Genomic DNA, 15,793 nt, shown 5'->3' with positions numbered 1-15,793 from the left:
GCAAGCCGCACCCCGAGAGGCGTTGCGGGCGGGTCCGGCCGTCAGCCGCCCACCATCATCAGGCCGCCATCGACCGCAAGTAACTGCCCGGTGATGAAACCCGAACCGGGGCCGGCCAGAAAGACCAGCATCGGACCCAGATCCCGTGCGGGGTCCCCCAGCGCGCCGCCCAACGGAATCATCATCTGCATCTGCTGGTCGATGAACGCGCTGGCGTCGGGGCCGAGGAATTCGCGCAGCCGGTCGGCGCCCGCCGTCTGCACCGCCGGGGCCAACGCGTTCACCGTGACGTTGTCGCCCGCCCACGCCTTCGCGGCCGACCGCGTCCACGCCTGTACCGCGCCCTTGGTCGCGGCGTAGACGGCCGAAATCGGGCTACCCATAACAGCTTCCGACGAGCCGAAGTTGATGATCCGGCCGCCCTTGGGATCCTGCTCCTTCATCACCGCGTGGGCGGCCTGGTTGGTCAGGATGGTCGCCTTGACGTTGGTGTCCAACAGGAACGCGATCTCGTCGGGGCCGATGTAGCCGGGGATCCCGGCCTGCCACAATCCCGCGGCGTTGACCAACACGTCGAGCCCACCCAGGCGTTCGGCGGTTGTGCGCACCATCGCCGAGACGGCGTCGGCGTCGCGCACGTCGCACTGCAGCCAGGCGGCCGCGAGGCCGTCCGGCGGCGGCGTGCGGTGATAGGTGGCGGCGACCTCGGCCCCCGCCCCACCGAGGGCCGCGACGGCGGCCGCGCCGATGCCGGTCGCCCCGCCGGTGACCAGGACCCGCCGGCCTTGCAGCGGCTGCGTCGTAGCTGACATGGCCAAGACGCTACCGCCGGGCGGCGGGGTTGGTTACGCGCGCACCGCGATCGTCGACAACAGCTCGGCGAGCCGGTCCGGCTGGTCGATCATCGAGAAGGTCCTGGCCCCCTCGATGACCTCCAAGCGGGCGTTGGGAATGGTGGCGGCCAGCCGGACGCCGTCCTCCTGCTCGAAGAACACGTCGTCGGCCGACCAGGCGATGAGCGTGGGCTTGTCGAACTCGGGCAGCCGGGCCGCCACGCCCGTGGTGACCTCGGTGCGCATCGACAGCGTGAACTGGCGCAAGTCTTCGGCTATCCGGGGATCGGACAGCCCCGGGCGCACCCACGCCTCGGTGAGGTCGTCGATGTTGCGATGCGCCAGTCCGTCGAACGCGCGCTTGCGCGCCGCCGGTACCCGCATGGCCTGGGAGACAGCCTTGAATGTCGTCTTCGACTTGGCCGCCAGGATCACCGGCTTGAGGATCGGTGGCGGAAAGTGTTCGAACGCATCGCAACTCGTCAACACCAGCGCGCCGAGGCGCTCGGGGTGATGCACGGCCACGAGTTGGCTGACCACTCCGCCGGTGTCGTTGCCGACCAGCACCACGTCTTCGAGGTCGAGCGCGGTCAGCACCTCGGCGACCATGCCGGCAACGCCCGTGATCGTTCGGTCGGCGCCGCGGCGCAACGGTTCCGGATGCGCGCCCAGTGGCCACGTCGGTGCGATGCACCGCAGGCCACGTCCGGCCAGTCGCTCGCTGACCCGGCGCCACAACTGGGCGCCCATCATGTACCCGTGCACGAAGACCACCGGCCTGCCGTTTTCGGGTCCGGTTGCTTCGTAATGGATGGTTCCGGCACTAATGTCGATCGTCGACATGGAAACTCCTACCTCGGGATATACTTACAAACAGGCTGTCTGTTCGTAAGTTACCAACAGGCTGTATGGAAAGCAAGCGACGGACTCAGGAAGAGCGCTCCGCGGCGACCCGCGACGCGCTGATCGCGGCTGCCCGAAAGCTGTGGGGCCTGCGTGGCTACGCGGACGTGGGTACGCCGGAGATCGCGACCGCGGCCGGGGTGACGCGCGGCGCCATGTACCACCAATTCGCCGACAAGGCAGCGCTTTTCCTGGAGGTGGTCGAAACTGTGGAGCAGGACGTGATGGCGCGGATGGGCACGTTGGTGGCCGAGTCGGGGGCGACGACGCCGGCGGATGCGATTCGCGCCGCGGTCGACGCGTGGCTGGAGGTGTCCGGTGATCCGGAGGTGCGTCAGCTAATGCTGCTCGACGCCCCAAGTGTGCTGGGCTGGGCGGGGTTTCGCGATGTCGCCCAGCGGTACAGCCTGGGGATGACCGAGCAGTTGCTCACCGAGGCCATCAGGGCGGGCCAGTTCCCGAAGCAGCCGGTGCGCCCGCTGGCGCACGTGCTGATCGGCGCCCTCGACGAGGCGGCCATGCTGATCGCCACCGCCGAGGATCCCAAGCGCACCCGCCGGGAAACCCGCCAGGTGTTGCACAGGTTGATCGACGGGATGCTCGCGCTGGCATAGCGGTCATTCGCCGCGAACGGCGGCGACGCCGGCGATGACGCCGCGGATGAGCCGGTCGAGGTGTTCGGCGCTATCGACGGCCGGCTGTCCCGCGACGAATGTCAGCATGATCCCGTTGATCAAGGCCAGGGTGGCGATCGCCTGGTCGGCGACCAGCGCCGGGTCGGGCGCGCTCGCCGCCGGGTGCCATTGGGTGACGACATCGCGGGCCAGGGTGTTCAGGCGCGTCACGGACTCGTCCAGGATGTCGGCCAGTTCCGCGTCCCGGCCGGCGAGCAACGCGAGCTCGTAGCGGGCCTTGGCGCGGGTAAGCCAGGGTTCGGTGTTGACGTACATGACGATGCGGGCCAGCCCCGCGGTGCCGGTGAATTGCGCCGACGGGTCGTCGGCGAGCTCGGCCATCCAGGAGAAGTCGGCCACATCGAGCTCGGCCAGCCGGGTTGCCACCGCGTGCAGCAGCGCCTTGCGGGTCCTGAAGTAGAACGAGGCGGTGCCGGCCGGCACGCCGGCGTGGTCGTCGACCCGGGGGTGGCTGACGCCATGGACTCCGTTGCTGCCCAGCAGCTGGATCGCGGCGTCGGCGAGCTGTCGGCGCCGCTCGGGCGCGTTGTGCTTTCTACGTGCAGCGATGCGTCCAGTCTAGAACTGACCGCAGTTGGGTGCGGTCGGTTCGCCGTTGAAGCGCGCGGCGATCCACTGCATGGCCGGCTCGCCGTCGACGAGCATGGGCAGCGCGTGGTTGATGATCAGCTTGTTGAGAAACGGTGGTTCCTCGTTGGTGCGGAATTCCACGTCGGCCCCCTGGGCGCACCAGTCGCGACCGAGTTGGTTGGCCGCGGTCCACGGCACCAGCGGATCGTACCGGTTGCTGTTGATGAGCACCGGCGCGTTGGGTTTGTAGCGCCCGATCCGCTGGTCCTCGAACAGGGTGCTGAACGGTTCTTCGTTGACCAATTGATTGATGTCTTCGGTGAAGTAGGGCTGGATATGGCGAAACATGAAGTCCAGCAAGGTTTGACCGACGCATTGGCGCGACACCGACTCCAGCATCGCCAGCCCGCGCGGCGTCATCTTGGAGCGAATCGCGTCGGCGGCCTCGGGATAGGCCGCCATCACGCTGTTGAGGGCGTACCCGACGACTCCGACGAGGACGCTGCCGTCGGCGTAGGGGAACAGCTCCTTGAGGTTCGCGGGCGGCGCCCCGGCGTAGGTGCCCACGATGTGAAGATCCGGCGCGTAGGCCGACGCCAGCTCGGCCGCCGATGCGGTCGCGCCGCCACCCTGCGAGTAGCCCCAAAAGGCCACCGGCCCATGGGGATCCAGCGACGTGCCGGGCAGCCGCATCGCCGCGCGGGCGGCGTCAAGCACGGCCTGCCCCTCGGCCACGCGGCCCACGTAGGTGTGCATCGTGGTGGTGCCGAGGCCCTCGTAGTCGGTCATCACGATGGCGAAACCGCGCGCGACCATCGTGGCGACGAACAGCTCCTCGTAGTTGAACATGATGTCCCAGCCGCCCGAATAATGGATGCCCTGGTTGAACATCCGCGACGGCGCGCACTGATTGCCTTGGCCCTGCGTGCCGGGCGCGTAGCTGATCAGGGGCCGCGGCCCCTTGCCCGGCCACGCGTTGTAGGGCTCGAAGTAGGTGCCCGTGACGGCGATCGGGTTACCGCGAGTGTCGGTGCTGCGGTAGATGATTCGGGTACCGGTGGCCATGATCGCGCCCAGCTGGCCCGACGGTTCCAGCACCAGCCGCGACGGCTCGGTGCGGATCAGGTCGCCCGGCTGGCCCGGCGGCAGCGGGTCGGGCGGTGTGTAGAACTCCGCGTACTGCGGTTCGTCCCCGCCGTCGGCGCGGGCGCTGCCCCCGCCCCCGATCAGGGCTGAGGTGACGATCAGCAGGACGGCGAAAGCTCCCCCAACCCGGCGCATTACGGAACGGTAACAATCGGACGCCGCCGGGGGAAGCGCAATCTCTAAACTTTTAGAGAACGCGTGCCCGCTAGCGGTGGTTCTGGGCGAAAAACTGCCAGATCGTGTCGGTGGCGTCCAGGGCCGACGAGGGGGTGGGGATGCCCGCGAGCTTTTCGGCAAGGGGGCTGGGCTCACCGCCCGGCCATTGGTGACCGGCGCCCGCCACCGCGATCAACTCGACGGTGCGCCCGCCCGCGCACCCGGCGGTATGCGTGGTCACGTCACCCACGGTGCCCGCGTTCGGCGGTCCGCACGCGTCGATGGCGCGCCAGGTGGCGTTGACGGACTCCACCGATGGCCCGTCGACTCGGGCAGTCCCGTTGGCCGCGAAGGCTTTTCCGGGGCCGCCGTTGTAGGGGACCCGGTCGTCGGCCGTGCCGTGGATCTGCAGCACCGAGGTCGGCCGGGCGTGGGAACAGTCGGTCAGCAGCGTTCCCGCCACCGGAGCGATCGCCGCGAAAAGGTCGGACTGGCAGCCCAGCCGGAGCGCCATCATCGCGCCATTGGACATGCCGGTGGCGTAGACGCGCGCCCGATCGATGGGCAGCTGTTGTTCGATGGCGGCGACCATGGCCGTGATGAAGCCGACGTCGTCGGCGTCGACGCGCTGCGGTTGTCCGCAGCAGGTGCCGGCGTTCCAGGCGCGGTTGAGGCCGTCGGGGTAGGCGACCAGGAATCCTCCGCGGTCGGCCTCGGCGTCCCAGTGGTAGGCGCGCTCGGCCTGCTCGCCGTTGCCGAAACCGCCGTGCAGCATCACCACCAGGGGGGCCGGATCGGAGACGCCCTGTGGTCGGTACAGGTGAAAGGACCGGCTGATACCGCCCGATTCGATGCTCTGGGTCGACTGCCCGACCGGGATCGTCTGCGCGCCGGGCGTTCCCAGTGCGTGCCCGCCGCCGCCCAGGCACCCGCCCAGCAAGACGGTCAGGACGGCGATGACGCAGAGGCCGGCCCCCCGGGCCCGACGCGATGGCATGCCGCCATCGTGGCAGCCGCCGCCGCTTTTGACAAGTTACTTGTCAATCAACACCCGGATGGCACACTCTTCCCCATGCGACGGCCATTGCATCCCGATTGGCAGCCCACCGTTCCGGCGCTGGTGAATCTGGTGGCCGCATCGGGGGCGCCGGGACTGCGGGCGGCCTTCGCCACCGCGGGACTCGACGGCATCCGCCCGGCGCAAGCGGTTGCCCTGGTGCCGCTAGCGGCCGGGGGACTGCACGCGTCGGACCTGGCCGACCGGCTCGGCGTGACCCGTCAGGCGGTTGCCCAGGCAATCGCCGCCCTGGAGCGGCATGGCTACGTGTCCCGAGCACCCGATCCGGTCGACGCCCGAGCGCGCATCATCGAGCTGACGACGCGCGGCCGGCACGCGCTTCGGGTAATGCGCTCCCACGCAATCGATTTGGAGGAGCGTTGGGAGCGGGTCCTGGGCCGCCAGCGATTGGGCGAGTTGCGCGAAACCCTGCAGCTGCTGCTCGTCCATGCCGCCGAAGCGGCGCACGAGTGACGGCACGGGCAAATCGTTCGTCTTAGCGGGCGTTCAGGGCGTAGGTTCGACCCAAGACAATGAACAGGAGTCCGCCGTGCCCATCTTCATGGTCGAACGCAACTTCGCCGAGGAGCTGGAACCCAGCCTCGAGGTCGCCGACGGGATCAATCGGATCAACGACCAGGAGGGCGTCCGCTGGATGTACTCGTTCCTGTCGGCGGACAAACGAAAGACCTATTGCCTGTACGAGGCGCCGTCGCCCGAGGCGATCAGAACGGCGGCCGCGCGGGCCGGGCTGCCCGCCGACGTCATCGTCGAGATGCGCGATCGTGTCATGCCCACCGGGGCCACGTCGGACATCTGAGGTCACTAGCCGAGCAGTTCCCGGTCGGCGGCGTACATCGCCGCCTGGGTGCGGTTCGCCGCGCCGATCTTGATCAGGATGTTGCGGACATGGTTGGCGGCGGTGTTGGTGCTGATGTACAGGCGCTCACCGATCGCGCGATTGCTCAACCCCTCGGCGAGCAGCCGCAACACCTCGACCTCCCGCTCGGTCAAGCCGTCCGGGCCCTCGGCGCTCGACGACAGCAGCGCATCGGCCAGGTCGACGACCCGCTGCTGTCCGATCGGCGCGGCGATCGCCCGGGCCTCCCCGGCCAGGCGCCGCGCTTCCTCGGTCCGGCCGCGCGACGCCGCAAACGCCGCGTGGCGGGCCAGCGTCTCGCCGACGTGGACCACCGAGCCCATCCGGCGGTCCATCTCGAGGGCCGCGGCGAAATGCCGCTCGGCCGCGGCGGCGTCGCCATCGAGCGCCGCCATCCGGGCGAGGTACCGGTCGGCGCTGCCGAACAGCGCGACGAACTGGCCGGCGACCAGATTCTTGCCGGCGTAGCGAGATACGAACGGGCGCAGCGCATGCAGGGCTTCCCGGTTGCTCAGCTCCAACGCCGCCTCGACCATGAAGACCAGCTCCATCGGCCATTGCGCCTCGTTGGTGCGGTCGCCGAGCTTGCGATTGAGCAGATGATTGAGGGCCCGGGTCATGCCGGCCTCGCAGCCGAGCTCGGTGTACAACGCCAGCAGGCCGGGCACCCACCGCCCGGTGAACGTCTCACTGCCGTCGACGAATCCGGCGAATCTCTTCAATTCCGATGTTTCGCGCCGGATCATGAACATCTGGACCCCGTTCGAGCCCTCGGTGTCCTCCGCGTCGAACAAATCGCCTGTGCGCAAGGCGATATCGGCCCACCGCTCGGCACCCGCGAAGTCACCGCGCAGATAAGCGAGCGCTTGCTCGACGCACGCGCCGACGAAGCCGAAGACGGGCTGCCCGCAGGCTTGACCGGCTCGCCGCATGTCCGCGGTCGAGGCGAGCAGGTCGTCGGGCCGGCCGGCCAGATAGCTGACCATGGCGCGAAAGTGTGATGCCGCCCCCAGCACCTCATAGTCCCGGCGCGCCAGCGCCATCCGGGATACCTCGGCCGAACGCTCCGCCTGCACCTCACAGAGCTCCGGGGTGAGCCCGTGCCACAGGCTCGTCTTCAGGGTGTGCATCAGGACCGCCGGATCGTTCAAGGCTCGCGCGCGTTCGATCGCCTTGTTGCCGATGTCGCGCGCCCGCGACGCCTCACCGGCGAAGGCCAGCGCCCGCCCGAAGCTGCCGAGCGCCTGGACATAACGGGGGTCCTCGGTATCCAGGCCGCAGGATTCCAGCGCCGACGCCAGCAGGTCCGCGGCCTTCGAATCGGACTGTCCCCGACGCCAATTCGCTTCCTCGTAGCCGACGGCGGCGCCCAGGCGGATCAGCGGGTCATCCATCGCGCTCAGGCGATCGTAGATCGCGCGCGACCGCGCGAAATCACCCGCGCGCACGTGATTGGCGGCCGCGTCGAGATCCAGCCTGGCCCGATCGGCGCGGTTCATCTCGGGCAGCGACGCCGCCCGCTCGAACCACCTCGCCGCGTCCTCGTAGGCGAGGCTCTGTTCGGCCATCCGGGCCGCCTGGTGCGCGTACCGCAGCGCCTGTTCGTGGTAGCCGAGGACGTGGGCCCGCAGGTAATGGTTCGCAAGGCGCGGGACGACCGACGGGTCCGCCCGGCCCTCGAGCGCCTCGGCGGCCCGGGCGTGCATGATCCGCAGCCGTGACGCCGCCATGCCGCCCACCACCGATTCGCGGGTGAGCGCGTGCACGAACGCGAACTCCCCGTCGGAGTCCTGAACCGCGCGGACCAACCCCACGGCTTCGGCCGAATCGACCGCCGCGAGCGTCGCGGGCAGATCGGTGTCACTCGCGGCGATCAACGCGGGCAGATCGAACGTTTCTCCCAACACCGCGGCCTGCTCGATGACGCCCCGCACGCCGGCCCCGAGCCCGGCCAGGCGGCGGGCGATGGCGTCCCCGATCGAAGCGGGGACGGTCTGCTGCGCCCCCAACGTCGCCAGCCCGCCGCGGACCTCCAAGTCGTTGACCAGTTCGGTCAAGAAGAACGGGTTGCCCCCCGTCTTGTCGCGCAATAGCGCGGCGGCCGTGCGCGCGGACGCGGGCGCCAACTGCTGGGTGCGGCGCACGAATTCGGCGATCGCCTCGGTGTCCAGCCCGGCCAGGTCCAGGCGTCGGACCCCGTCGAAGCGGTGCAGTTCGGCCAGCCGCGTGGCGAGCTCGTCGGAACGGTCTGGCGGGGTCGTGCGGAAGGTGGCCACCAACAGCATGCGGACATCGGCGCACGCGATGAGCACGTGTTCGAGCATTGCCAGGGTGGGCAGCTGCGCCCAGTGCAGGTCGTCGACGATCAGCGCGACGGGGCGGTCGGCGGCCAGGCGGCGCAGGAAGCCGGTCAAGGCGTCGAAGAGCGCCTGCCGGGGCGAGCCGACGTCCATCACCGCACCGGCGTCGGGCAGATGCCGGTCCACCTGGGCCGACAGCCGGCGCAGTTGCGGCCCGACCTCGGCCAGCAAATCGGCCATCGAGCCGGGCGGCGCGGCGGTCAGCAGCCGGTCCAGCGCCACCGCGAAGGGCGCGTACGGGACGTCCTCGTCGGCCGTCGAGGCGCCCACGAGCACCGCGACGTCGTGGGCCGCCAGAGTGCCGGCCACCTCGGCGGCCAACCGCGTCTTACCGGCCCCGGGCTCACCGCCGATGAACACCGCCTGGCGGTCACCGCCCTCGACCCGTTCCCACGCCCGCTCGAACGCCGCGAGTTCCGCGTCGCGGCCCACCAGCGGGCCGCGGCGGCGCGCCATCAGTTCCGCTGGAAGCGGGGGCGGCACCCATTGCGCCATGGGATCAACGTAATCGCGCCGTCTTGGCCGGTCGATAGTCAGATGTGACTATCGTTGGCTACCTCGGAAATGCTTCGTTGTGGTCATGACGCAGGGCCTTTTCAATACGTAGCGTCGCGGCAGCAAGTCTGACCGAAGCGAAGAGGAGGTGCGGGACATGAGCCTGACAACCGCAACCGAAGAACTCCGCGGCCAATTCGGCGGCCAGGCGATCCTGCCCGCGGATCCGGGCTACGACGAGGCCCGCGCGCTGCACAACGGCATGATCGACAAACGGCCGGCGGCGATCGTGCGCTGCGCGTCGACCCGCGACGTCGCGGGTGCCCTCGAATTCGCGCGGGCGTCGAACCTGGCGGTCGCGGTGCGCGGCGGGGGCCACAACGGGCCCGGATTCGGTTCTGTCGACGGCGGTCTCGTGATCGACCTGTCGCCGATGAACCGCGTCGACGTGGACCCCGATCGGCGCACCGCCCGCGTCCAGGGCGGAGCGACGTGGGCGCAGGTGGACGCGGCAACCCACGCGCACGGCCTGGCGACGCCGGCCGGCATCATCTCGACCACCGGCGTCGGCGGCCTCACCCTGGGCGGCGGCCACGGCTACCTCACCCGCAAGCACGGCCTCACCATCGACAACCTGCTGGCGGCCGAAGTCGTCCTGGCCGACGGCCGCGTGGTGACCGCGTCCGAGTCGGAGCACCCCGACCTGTTCTGGGCGCTGCGCGGCGGCGGCGGAAACTTCGGTGTCGTCGCCTCGTTCGCCTTCCGGCTGCATCCGGTGCACACGGTGATCTGTGGTCCCACGGCCTGGCCCGCGTCGGTCACCGCCGACATCCTGCGCTGGTATCGGGACTTCCTGCCGGCGCAGGACGAGGACCTCTACGGCTTCTTCGCGGCCATGACCGTCCCGCCGGCGGCGCCGTTCCCCGAGGCCTTCCACCTGCAGAAGGCGTGCGCCGTCATGTGGTGCTACACCGGCGATCCCGCCCGAGCCGACGAGGTGTTCGCACCCGTGCGGCAGATGCAACCGGCCTTCGAGGGCCTGGCCGCCGCCCCGTATCCCGCGCTGAACTCCACCTTCGACACCCTGTATCCCAAAGGCCTGCAATGGTATTGGCGCGGTGACTTCATCCGGACCATCCCCGATGCCGCCGTTGAAGCCCACGCCCACTTCACCGAGGGCCTGCCGACGATGCACTCGACGATGCATCTCTACCCGATCGACGGCGCCGTCCACCGCGTGGGTGAGACCGAAACCGCTTTCGCTTACCGGGATGTCACCTACTCGCAGGTCATTGCGGGGGTGGATCCCGACCCGGCGAACGCGGGGGCGTTGAAGCGCTGGACGAGGGAGTACTGGGAGGCCATCCATCCGCACTCGGCGGGCGGCGCCTACGTCAACTTCATGATGGACGAGGGCCAGGACCGGGTCCGCGCGACCTATGGTCCGAATTACCAGCGCCTCAGCGAGATCAAGGCGCAATACGATCCGGACAACGTCTTCCACATCAACCAGAACATCCTGCCGGCCGGCTGACGCGCTCGGTCACCGCGCTCGACGGCGCGCGGCGGATTATCGTGACGGGATGGAAGATCCGCTCGTCTACCGCCGTCTTGCGCTGCTCGAGCACCAGGTGCGCCTGCTCTCGGATCGACTCGGGATCGAATGCCCGACGTTCGGCAGCGAGGCCGGCGGTGCCGCGCCGGGTGCGTTCGAGAACGGTGTGCCCACGGAAGTCGTCGGCCTCGCCCGCTCCGGGAACAAGATCGCAGCGATCAAGCTGTACCGCGAGCTGACCGGTGCGGGGCTGCGCGAGGCGAAGGAAATCGTCGACTCGCTGTAAGCGTTCTATGGCGCACGAAAGGCGATGTGCATCCGTTGCTTGAAGGCGTGATCGAACCGCCGGTAGGTACTGCGCAGCGTGCGGCCCGGCCAGCGCCTGCCGATCAACTCCGCGGGCAGCAGCGGGTCGAGCTGGAGATGCCGGACGACGGCGACCGATAGCGCGAACTCGGAAGTGAACCTTCGGGTCGAATCGTCGCCCCGCCCGGCCTCGAGCGCGGCGTTCATGGCATCGATGAGCGACGCGGCGTCGTCGGCCCATTCATCCAGCGAAAAAAGTGTTCGCACCTTGTCGGCGGCGATGTCGGTGGCGGCTCCGTGAAAGTGGGTACACTGCTGGTCAACTACCGCCTTCAGGGTTGGAAACCGTTGCGGATCAAGGTTATCCGGCCGGACCCACACGCCCTCCCGAAGCTCGGCGAGGTGCAGCGCCGTCGCCGCCTTCCTCAGTTCGAGGCGATCGGTGGCCGACCTGCGCTCGAGCGCGACGATCGCCAGTTCCCAGGTTCCGTCCCAGGCGGCCGCGTCGTCGATTCGGGCCGCCTCGTCGACCCGCTGACGGCGCTCCGAAAGTCTGCCCGCGAGCGCGTAACTGCCGTCGTCGGCGGTCAGTTCGCCGTTGGACACCATGCGCCACAGGCAGGTGCGCGTCGCGCCCGGGCTGATCCCGAACAGCGAACCCACCGCGACCAGTTCCGCCACCGTGAGGCGTCCACCGTCCGACCCGAGCAGCGCCGAGGCCAGCACCGAGCGCGCGCTAAGCGGCCGGCCGTCGATCAGGTCGCTCGCTCGGGATCGCGATGCGGCGGCCACGGCTGAAACCGTATCACCATTTCATTGACGCGTGACATCAATAGTGTGATACTGCTCGAATGAGTTCGCCGACCAAGTCGGTGCTCGCCGACGATGCGGAGATCGTGCGGCGCGTCCTCGCCCATGTCGACGCCGGTACCACCGACGAGGGTGATGCCTGGCGCGAGCCGGTCGAAAATTACTTGAACCCAAGCCGATTCGCCCAGGAGCTGCGGCTGCTCCGCGCGATGCCGAGCGTCTTCGTGCCCTCGGCAACGATCCCCAACCCGGGCGACCACGTCGAGCGCATCGCCTTCGGTGTGCCGCTGTTCGCCGTGCGGGGCCGTGACGGACAGGCGCGGGTGTTCCGCAACGCATGCCGGCATCGCGGCTTCGCGCTCGTCGAGGGGGCCGGCTGCTCGCACGCCTTGGTGTGTCGCTACCACGGCTGGACCTATCGCCTGGACGGAGCGCTCTCGCACGTGCCCCACGCCGAGGCGTTCCCCGGCCTGGACGCGTCGACCCGCGGCCTGGTCGAGGTTCCCAGCCGCGAGGTCGACGGGCTCGTCGTGATCGGCGCGCTCGACTTAGCCACGGGCACAGCGGATTTGCTGGACGAGGCGCTGGCCGCGTTGTCCGACGGGACCGCCTGGCGGGACAAGCTGCTGCCGGCGAGCCGGCTGGTGTACGTGGAGTCCACCCCGAAGGCAATGAACTGGAAGGTGCTGGTCGAACAGTTCCTGGAGGGCTACCACATCCGGTCGACGCACAAGGAAACCTTCTTCCCGGTGCAATACGACGACCTCAACGTGGTTGAGACGTTCGGCCCGAACAGTCGAATCACGTTCCCGTACCGCAACATCGAGCGGCTGCGTGAGCGACCGGAGAGCAGCTGGACGACGGACGCCCGGGTGACGTACTTGTACCAGCTGTTCCCCAATGTCATGGTGGCGACCTTTCCCGACCTGGTGCTCGTGATCGTGGTCGACCCGCTCGACATCGACCACAGCACGCTCGTCGTCTACACGATGGTCAAACCCGAGTTCGATTCGGCCCATGCCCCGAGCAACCCGGCGGGTGCCGGTAGCTTCATCGCCCTGGGCGCAGTGGAAGACAACGAGATGTCGGAGGGCGTGCAGCGCGGATTGCGCTCGGGTGCAAACGAATTCGTGGAGTTCGGTCGGCACGAGAGCGCCGCAGGGCACTTCCATGCCACCCTTGACGGGCGCCTCGCCGCGATCGCCGGCCGCTAGGGCGTTTTGAGGAAGACGTCGTTGAGCGTGACCGTGCGCAGGTTTCGGTCCCGGATGAAGTCGACGAGCTGCGGGTAGACGTGCGTCACGGGCAGGTGATTGAGGTGCCCGATGACGATGGCCTGCGGGGTGAAGTACTGATCGGCCATCTGCACGATGTAGTCCTCGGTGATCAGCGTCGAATCCGACAACGACCCCGACCACAACGTCGGCACCGTGTAGCCGAGGTCGGCCGCGACGGCGTCGACGACGGCGTTGCGCTTCGCGTACGGCGGCCGCCAGTACGGCTTCGCGCCGATCCCGTACGTCTTCTTGAGGAACTCGTCGTTGCGGGTGAGCTGCTGGGCCACCTGCTCCTTGGTCAGCGTCGTCAGGTCAGGGTGCGACCAGGTGTGGTTGCCGAGTTGGATCTGCCCGCTGTCGACCAGCGGCCGCAGCATTTCCTTGTTCTCGGTCCACGAGTCGTAGGTGCCGTTGACGAAGTACGTCAGGCGCACCCCGGTGTCCTTGGCGAACTGGGTGTAGGCGCGCACCACCTCGCTGTTGACGCCGTCGTCGACGGTCAGCGCGAGCAGGTCACCTTCGCCGGGGATCTTCATCAGCGCGCCGCCGCCGGGCAGGGGGATGCGGGCGTCGGGCGGTGGGGGCGGCAGCAGGGCCGCCGGGGCGGTGGGCCCGGAAACCGGTATGGACGCCGACGGTGCCTGGGCGAAGGTTTGCGGTTGCGGGTCGACCACCAGCCGGGCGGCGCCCACGCCGGCGACGACGGAGGCGGCGAGCGAACCCAGGAATTGGCGGCGGCTCATCGCGGGCAGCCGAAGGCCCGGGGCGATGGAACCGGACTGGTGCCGGGGTTGGCGGTGCCGTTGCGGGCGCCGGGCCGACCCGTGAAGGGGTCGCCCGTCGTGCATGAAATCGCCAGCCATCAGCAGCGAACCGTACCACTACCAGGATCAATATGTCGGATGCGTTACGGGAGGGTCAGCTGTGAATTTTGTGATTAATGTGGTTCGCCGCCGCTGCGGTGCGGCAGCGGCGTCGGTTCGACCCCGGGGGTGCCCAGCGTCGAGGCCAGCCAGGGCAGCGCCGCCTCGAGCGCCTGGGCGGCAAACGGCCAGTCGTGCTTGCCCGGCTGACTGACCACCGCGCAGTCGATGCCGTTGGCGGCGGCGGCCGAGCACAACGCGTTGGCGGCGGCGTCCTGCCCCTCGGGGTTGGCGGCGGGGTCGGTGTCGGAAGCGCCGGCGGTGGGGTTGGCTTCCTCGGCGACGTTGCGCGGCTCCGAGGACCCCGGAACGTCGAACCATCCCGACAAACCGGTGTAGCGACCGTGGCGCGCGATCACGGTGAGCGGGTCGAACGCCGCCCAGGCGGTCCGGTTGCCGCCGAACAGCTTGGCGATCGTCTGGTCCTTGGGGCCGACGTTGGGGCTGCGGTCACCGGCGATGTCCACGAACGCGCTGAACAGCTCGGGATGCATGACGGCCAGGTCGACCGCGCAGGTGCCGCCCATCGACCAGCCGGCAACGCCCCAGTTGGCCCGGTCGGCGCTGACGCCGAAGTTCGACACCATGAACGGGATGACGTCTTTGGTCAGGTGGTCGGCGGCGTTGCCGCGGCTGCCGTTGACGCACTCGGTGTCGTTGTCGAACGAGCCGGTGGGGTCGACGAACACCAGCACGGGGGAGAAGCCGTGGTGCGCGGCGGCGAAGTTGTCGATCGCGGTGAAGGCGCCGCCGGGGCCCAGCCAGTCGGCCGGGGTGTTGAACGCGGAGCTGATCATCATCACCGTCGGCAGCCGGGGCGGCGGGTTGCTGTTGAACCATCCCGGCGGCAGGTACACCAATTCCCGCCGGTGCGGGAAGTGGGACGCGTCGGCGTCGATGTCCACCGGCACGACCACGCCCTTGCTCGGCCTGGTGCCGGCGACCTGCATCTCGGTGACCCGCAGCCGGTCGATCTGGTCGGGGAGCGGCACCGAGGTCAGTTGGTTCCACGCGGCGAGCGCCGTCGGGAAGTAGCCCACCCACCCGTTCAGGGACAGGGCCGCGCACAGCACGCACAGCGGGACGGACAGCACCGCCAGCCCGCGCCGCCACCAACGCGTGCCCGGCCAGCCGACCAACACCACCGCGGCGGCCAGGCCGCTCAGCGCGATCCAGAGCCACAGCGTGGTCGGCGCCGGGTCCCCGGCCACCCCGAGCGACGTGATGTACCAGTACGACAGCGCGGTCACCGCGGCCGCGGCGATCAGCCCCGCCGGCAGCACCCACTTGTGCCAGCGCCGCGCGCGCCATTGGATGGCGAAGACCAGCACCAACAGCGTCAGTCCTTGCACGGCCGGCGGGAACCAGCCGTGCAGCAAGGACAGTCGTCCGAAGAATTGGTCCAACGGTCGTTGCCTTTGCTAAGTCGATCGCTGCGGGCGGGCCCGTGGTCGAGGTCGGAACAACTATCCCACACCAGCCTCACCCGCCCGCCTGCCAACGCGGCGCGCGGGCGTGGCGAACTACGCGGCCGCGGCGCTGGTGAATGAGCGCAGCCGCAGGCTGTTGGTGACCACGAAAACGCTGGAAAAGGCCATCGCGGCGCCCGCGAGCATCGGGTTGAGCATGCCGAGCGCCGCGAGCGGAATCGCGGCGACGTTGTAGCCGAAGGCCCAGAACAGGTTGGCCCTGATGGTGGTCAGCGTGTGGCGGGAGAGCCGGATCGCGTCGACGGCCGCGCGTAGGTCGCCGCGGGTGACGATGAGGCCGGCGGCTTCGATCGCGACGTCGGCGCCGGTGCCCATGGCCACCCCGAGCTCGGCGGTC

Annotated in this window: 15 protein-coding genes and 1 pseudogene; 6 read left to right on the top strand and 10 right to left on the bottom strand. The window is 69.3% G+C overall.

Going from position 1 to position 15,793, the window contains the following annotated elements; all coding sequences use genetic code 11:
• Window positions 1-41 precede the first annotated feature (41 nt).
• Both WU80_RS15390 and WU80_RS15385 read right to left on the bottom strand, forming a co-directional pair.
• Entirely contained in the window at window positions 42-812 is a 771-nt protein-coding gene (locus tag WU80_RS15390; RefSeq protein WP_055403565.1) for an SDR family NAD(P)-dependent oxidoreductase, read from the bottom strand.
• A gap of 33 nt (window positions 813-845) precedes the next feature.
• A complete protein-coding gene (locus tag WU80_RS15385) occupies window positions 846-1,676 on the bottom strand; it encodes an alpha/beta fold hydrolase (protein ID WP_055403566.1) in 831 nt (276 codons plus the stop codon).
• 65 nt (window positions 1,677-1,741) lie between these two features.
• Between WU80_RS15385 and WU80_RS15380 the strand changes: the two genes are divergently transcribed.
• Window positions 1,742-2,350, top strand: a complete 609-nt coding sequence (locus WU80_RS15380; protein ID WP_055403567.1) for a TetR/AcrR family transcriptional regulator — start codon at window positions 1,742-1,744, stop codon at window positions 2,348-2,350.
• Window positions 2,351-2,353: 3 nt separating this feature from the next.
• Here the strand turns inward: WU80_RS15380 and WU80_RS15375 are convergent, their stop codons facing one another.
• The 3 genes from WU80_RS15375 to WU80_RS15365 all read right to left on the bottom strand — a co-directional run bounded on the left by WU80_RS15375 (window position 2,354) and on the right by WU80_RS15365 (window position 5,300).
• Window positions 2,354-2,920: a TetR/AcrR family transcriptional regulator gene (locus tag WU80_RS15375; protein WP_369808539.1), complete on the bottom strand. Its 567-nt coding sequence runs from the start codon at window positions 2,918-2,920 to the stop codon at window positions 2,354-2,356.
• A 69-nt stretch (window positions 2,921-2,989) separates the two neighbouring features.
• Window positions 2,990-4,282: a lipase family protein gene (locus WU80_RS15370; protein ID WP_055403569.1), complete on the bottom strand. Its 1,293-nt coding sequence runs from the start codon at window positions 4,280-4,282 to the stop codon at window positions 2,990-2,992.
• A gap of 70 nt (window positions 4,283-4,352) precedes the next feature.
• A complete protein-coding gene (locus tag WU80_RS15365) occupies window positions 4,353-5,300 on the bottom strand; it encodes a PHB depolymerase family esterase (protein ID WP_055403570.1) in 948 nt (315 codons plus the stop codon).
• Window positions 5,301-5,375: 75 nt separating this feature from the next.
• Here WU80_RS15365 and WU80_RS15360 point away from each other — a divergent pair, with 75 nt between their 5' ends.
• Both WU80_RS15360 and WU80_RS15355 read left to right on the top strand, forming a co-directional pair.
• Window positions 5,376-5,834 carry a MarR family winged helix-turn-helix transcriptional regulator gene (locus WU80_RS15360; protein WP_055403571.1) on the top strand — a complete coding sequence of 153 codons (459 nt, stop codon included), beginning with the start codon at window positions 5,376-5,378 and terminating at the stop codon, window positions 5,832-5,834.
• Between the two features lie 76 nt (window positions 5,835-5,910).
• Entirely contained in the window at window positions 5,911-6,180 is a 270-nt protein-coding gene (locus WU80_RS15355; protein WP_055403572.1) for a DUF4242 domain-containing protein, read from the top strand.
• A 5-nt stretch (window positions 6,181-6,185) separates the two neighbouring features.
• On the opposite strand, the gene WU80_RS15350 is transcribed toward WU80_RS15355, so the two are convergent.
• Entirely contained in the window at window positions 6,186-9,095 is a 2,910-nt protein-coding gene (locus WU80_RS15350) for a helix-turn-helix transcriptional regulator (protein WP_055403573.1), read from the bottom strand.
• 157 nt (window positions 9,096-9,252) lie between these two features.
• Between WU80_RS15350 and WU80_RS15345 the strand changes: the two genes are divergently transcribed.
• Window positions 9,253-10,629, top strand: coding sequence for an FAD-binding oxidoreductase (locus tag WU80_RS15345; RefSeq protein WP_055403574.1), 1,377 nt, complete (start codon window positions 9,253-9,255; stop codon window positions 10,627-10,629).
• Window positions 10,630-10,678: 49 nt separating this feature from the next.
• Window positions 10,679-10,936, top strand: coding sequence for a ribosomal protein L7/L12 (locus tag WU80_RS25860; protein ID WP_055403575.1), 258 nt, complete (start codon window positions 10,679-10,681; stop codon window positions 10,934-10,936).
• 5 nt (window positions 10,937-10,941) lie between these two features.
• On the opposite strand, the gene WU80_RS15335 is transcribed toward WU80_RS25860, so the two are convergent.
• Entirely contained in the window at window positions 10,942-11,748 is an 807-nt protein-coding gene (locus WU80_RS15335; protein ID WP_055403576.1) for a PaaX family transcriptional regulator C-terminal domain-containing protein, read from the bottom strand.
• Window positions 11,749-11,807: 59 nt separating this feature from the next.
• Between WU80_RS15335 and WU80_RS15330 the strand changes: the two genes are divergently transcribed.
• A complete protein-coding gene (locus WU80_RS15330; RefSeq protein ID WP_055403577.1) occupies window positions 11,808-12,980 on the top strand; it encodes an SRPBCC family protein in 1,173 nt (390 codons plus the stop codon).
• Here WU80_RS15330 and WU80_RS15325 read toward each other — a convergent pair.
• From WU80_RS15325 to WU80_RS15315, 3 genes and pseudogenes are all read right to left on the bottom strand, one after another.
• Window positions 12,977-13,786: a polysaccharide deacetylase family protein gene (locus tag WU80_RS15325; RefSeq protein WP_055403581.1), complete on the bottom strand. Its 810-nt coding sequence runs from the start codon at window positions 13,784-13,786 to the stop codon at window positions 12,977-12,979. The two genes, WU80_RS15330 and WU80_RS15325, sit on opposite strands and share 4 nt — an antisense overlap.
• A 194-nt stretch (window positions 13,787-13,980) precedes the next feature.
• Window positions 13,981-15,372 carry an alpha/beta hydrolase family protein gene (locus WU80_RS15320; RefSeq protein ID WP_055403578.1) on the bottom strand — a complete coding sequence of 464 codons (1,392 nt, stop codon included), beginning with the start codon at window positions 15,370-15,372 and terminating at the stop codon, window positions 13,981-13,983.
• Between the two features lie 117 nt (window positions 15,373-15,489).
• A pseudogene (locus WU80_RS15315) lies at window positions 15,490-15,793 on the bottom strand (heavy metal translocating P-type ATPase); the annotation flags it as partial.

It is taken from the genome of Mycobacterium sp. UM_11, assembly GCF_001414075.1.
Lineage (GTDB): Bacteria > Actinomycetota > Actinomycetes > Mycobacteriales > Mycobacteriaceae > Mycobacterium.
This window is presented reverse-complemented; position numbering and strand designations above follow the sequence as displayed.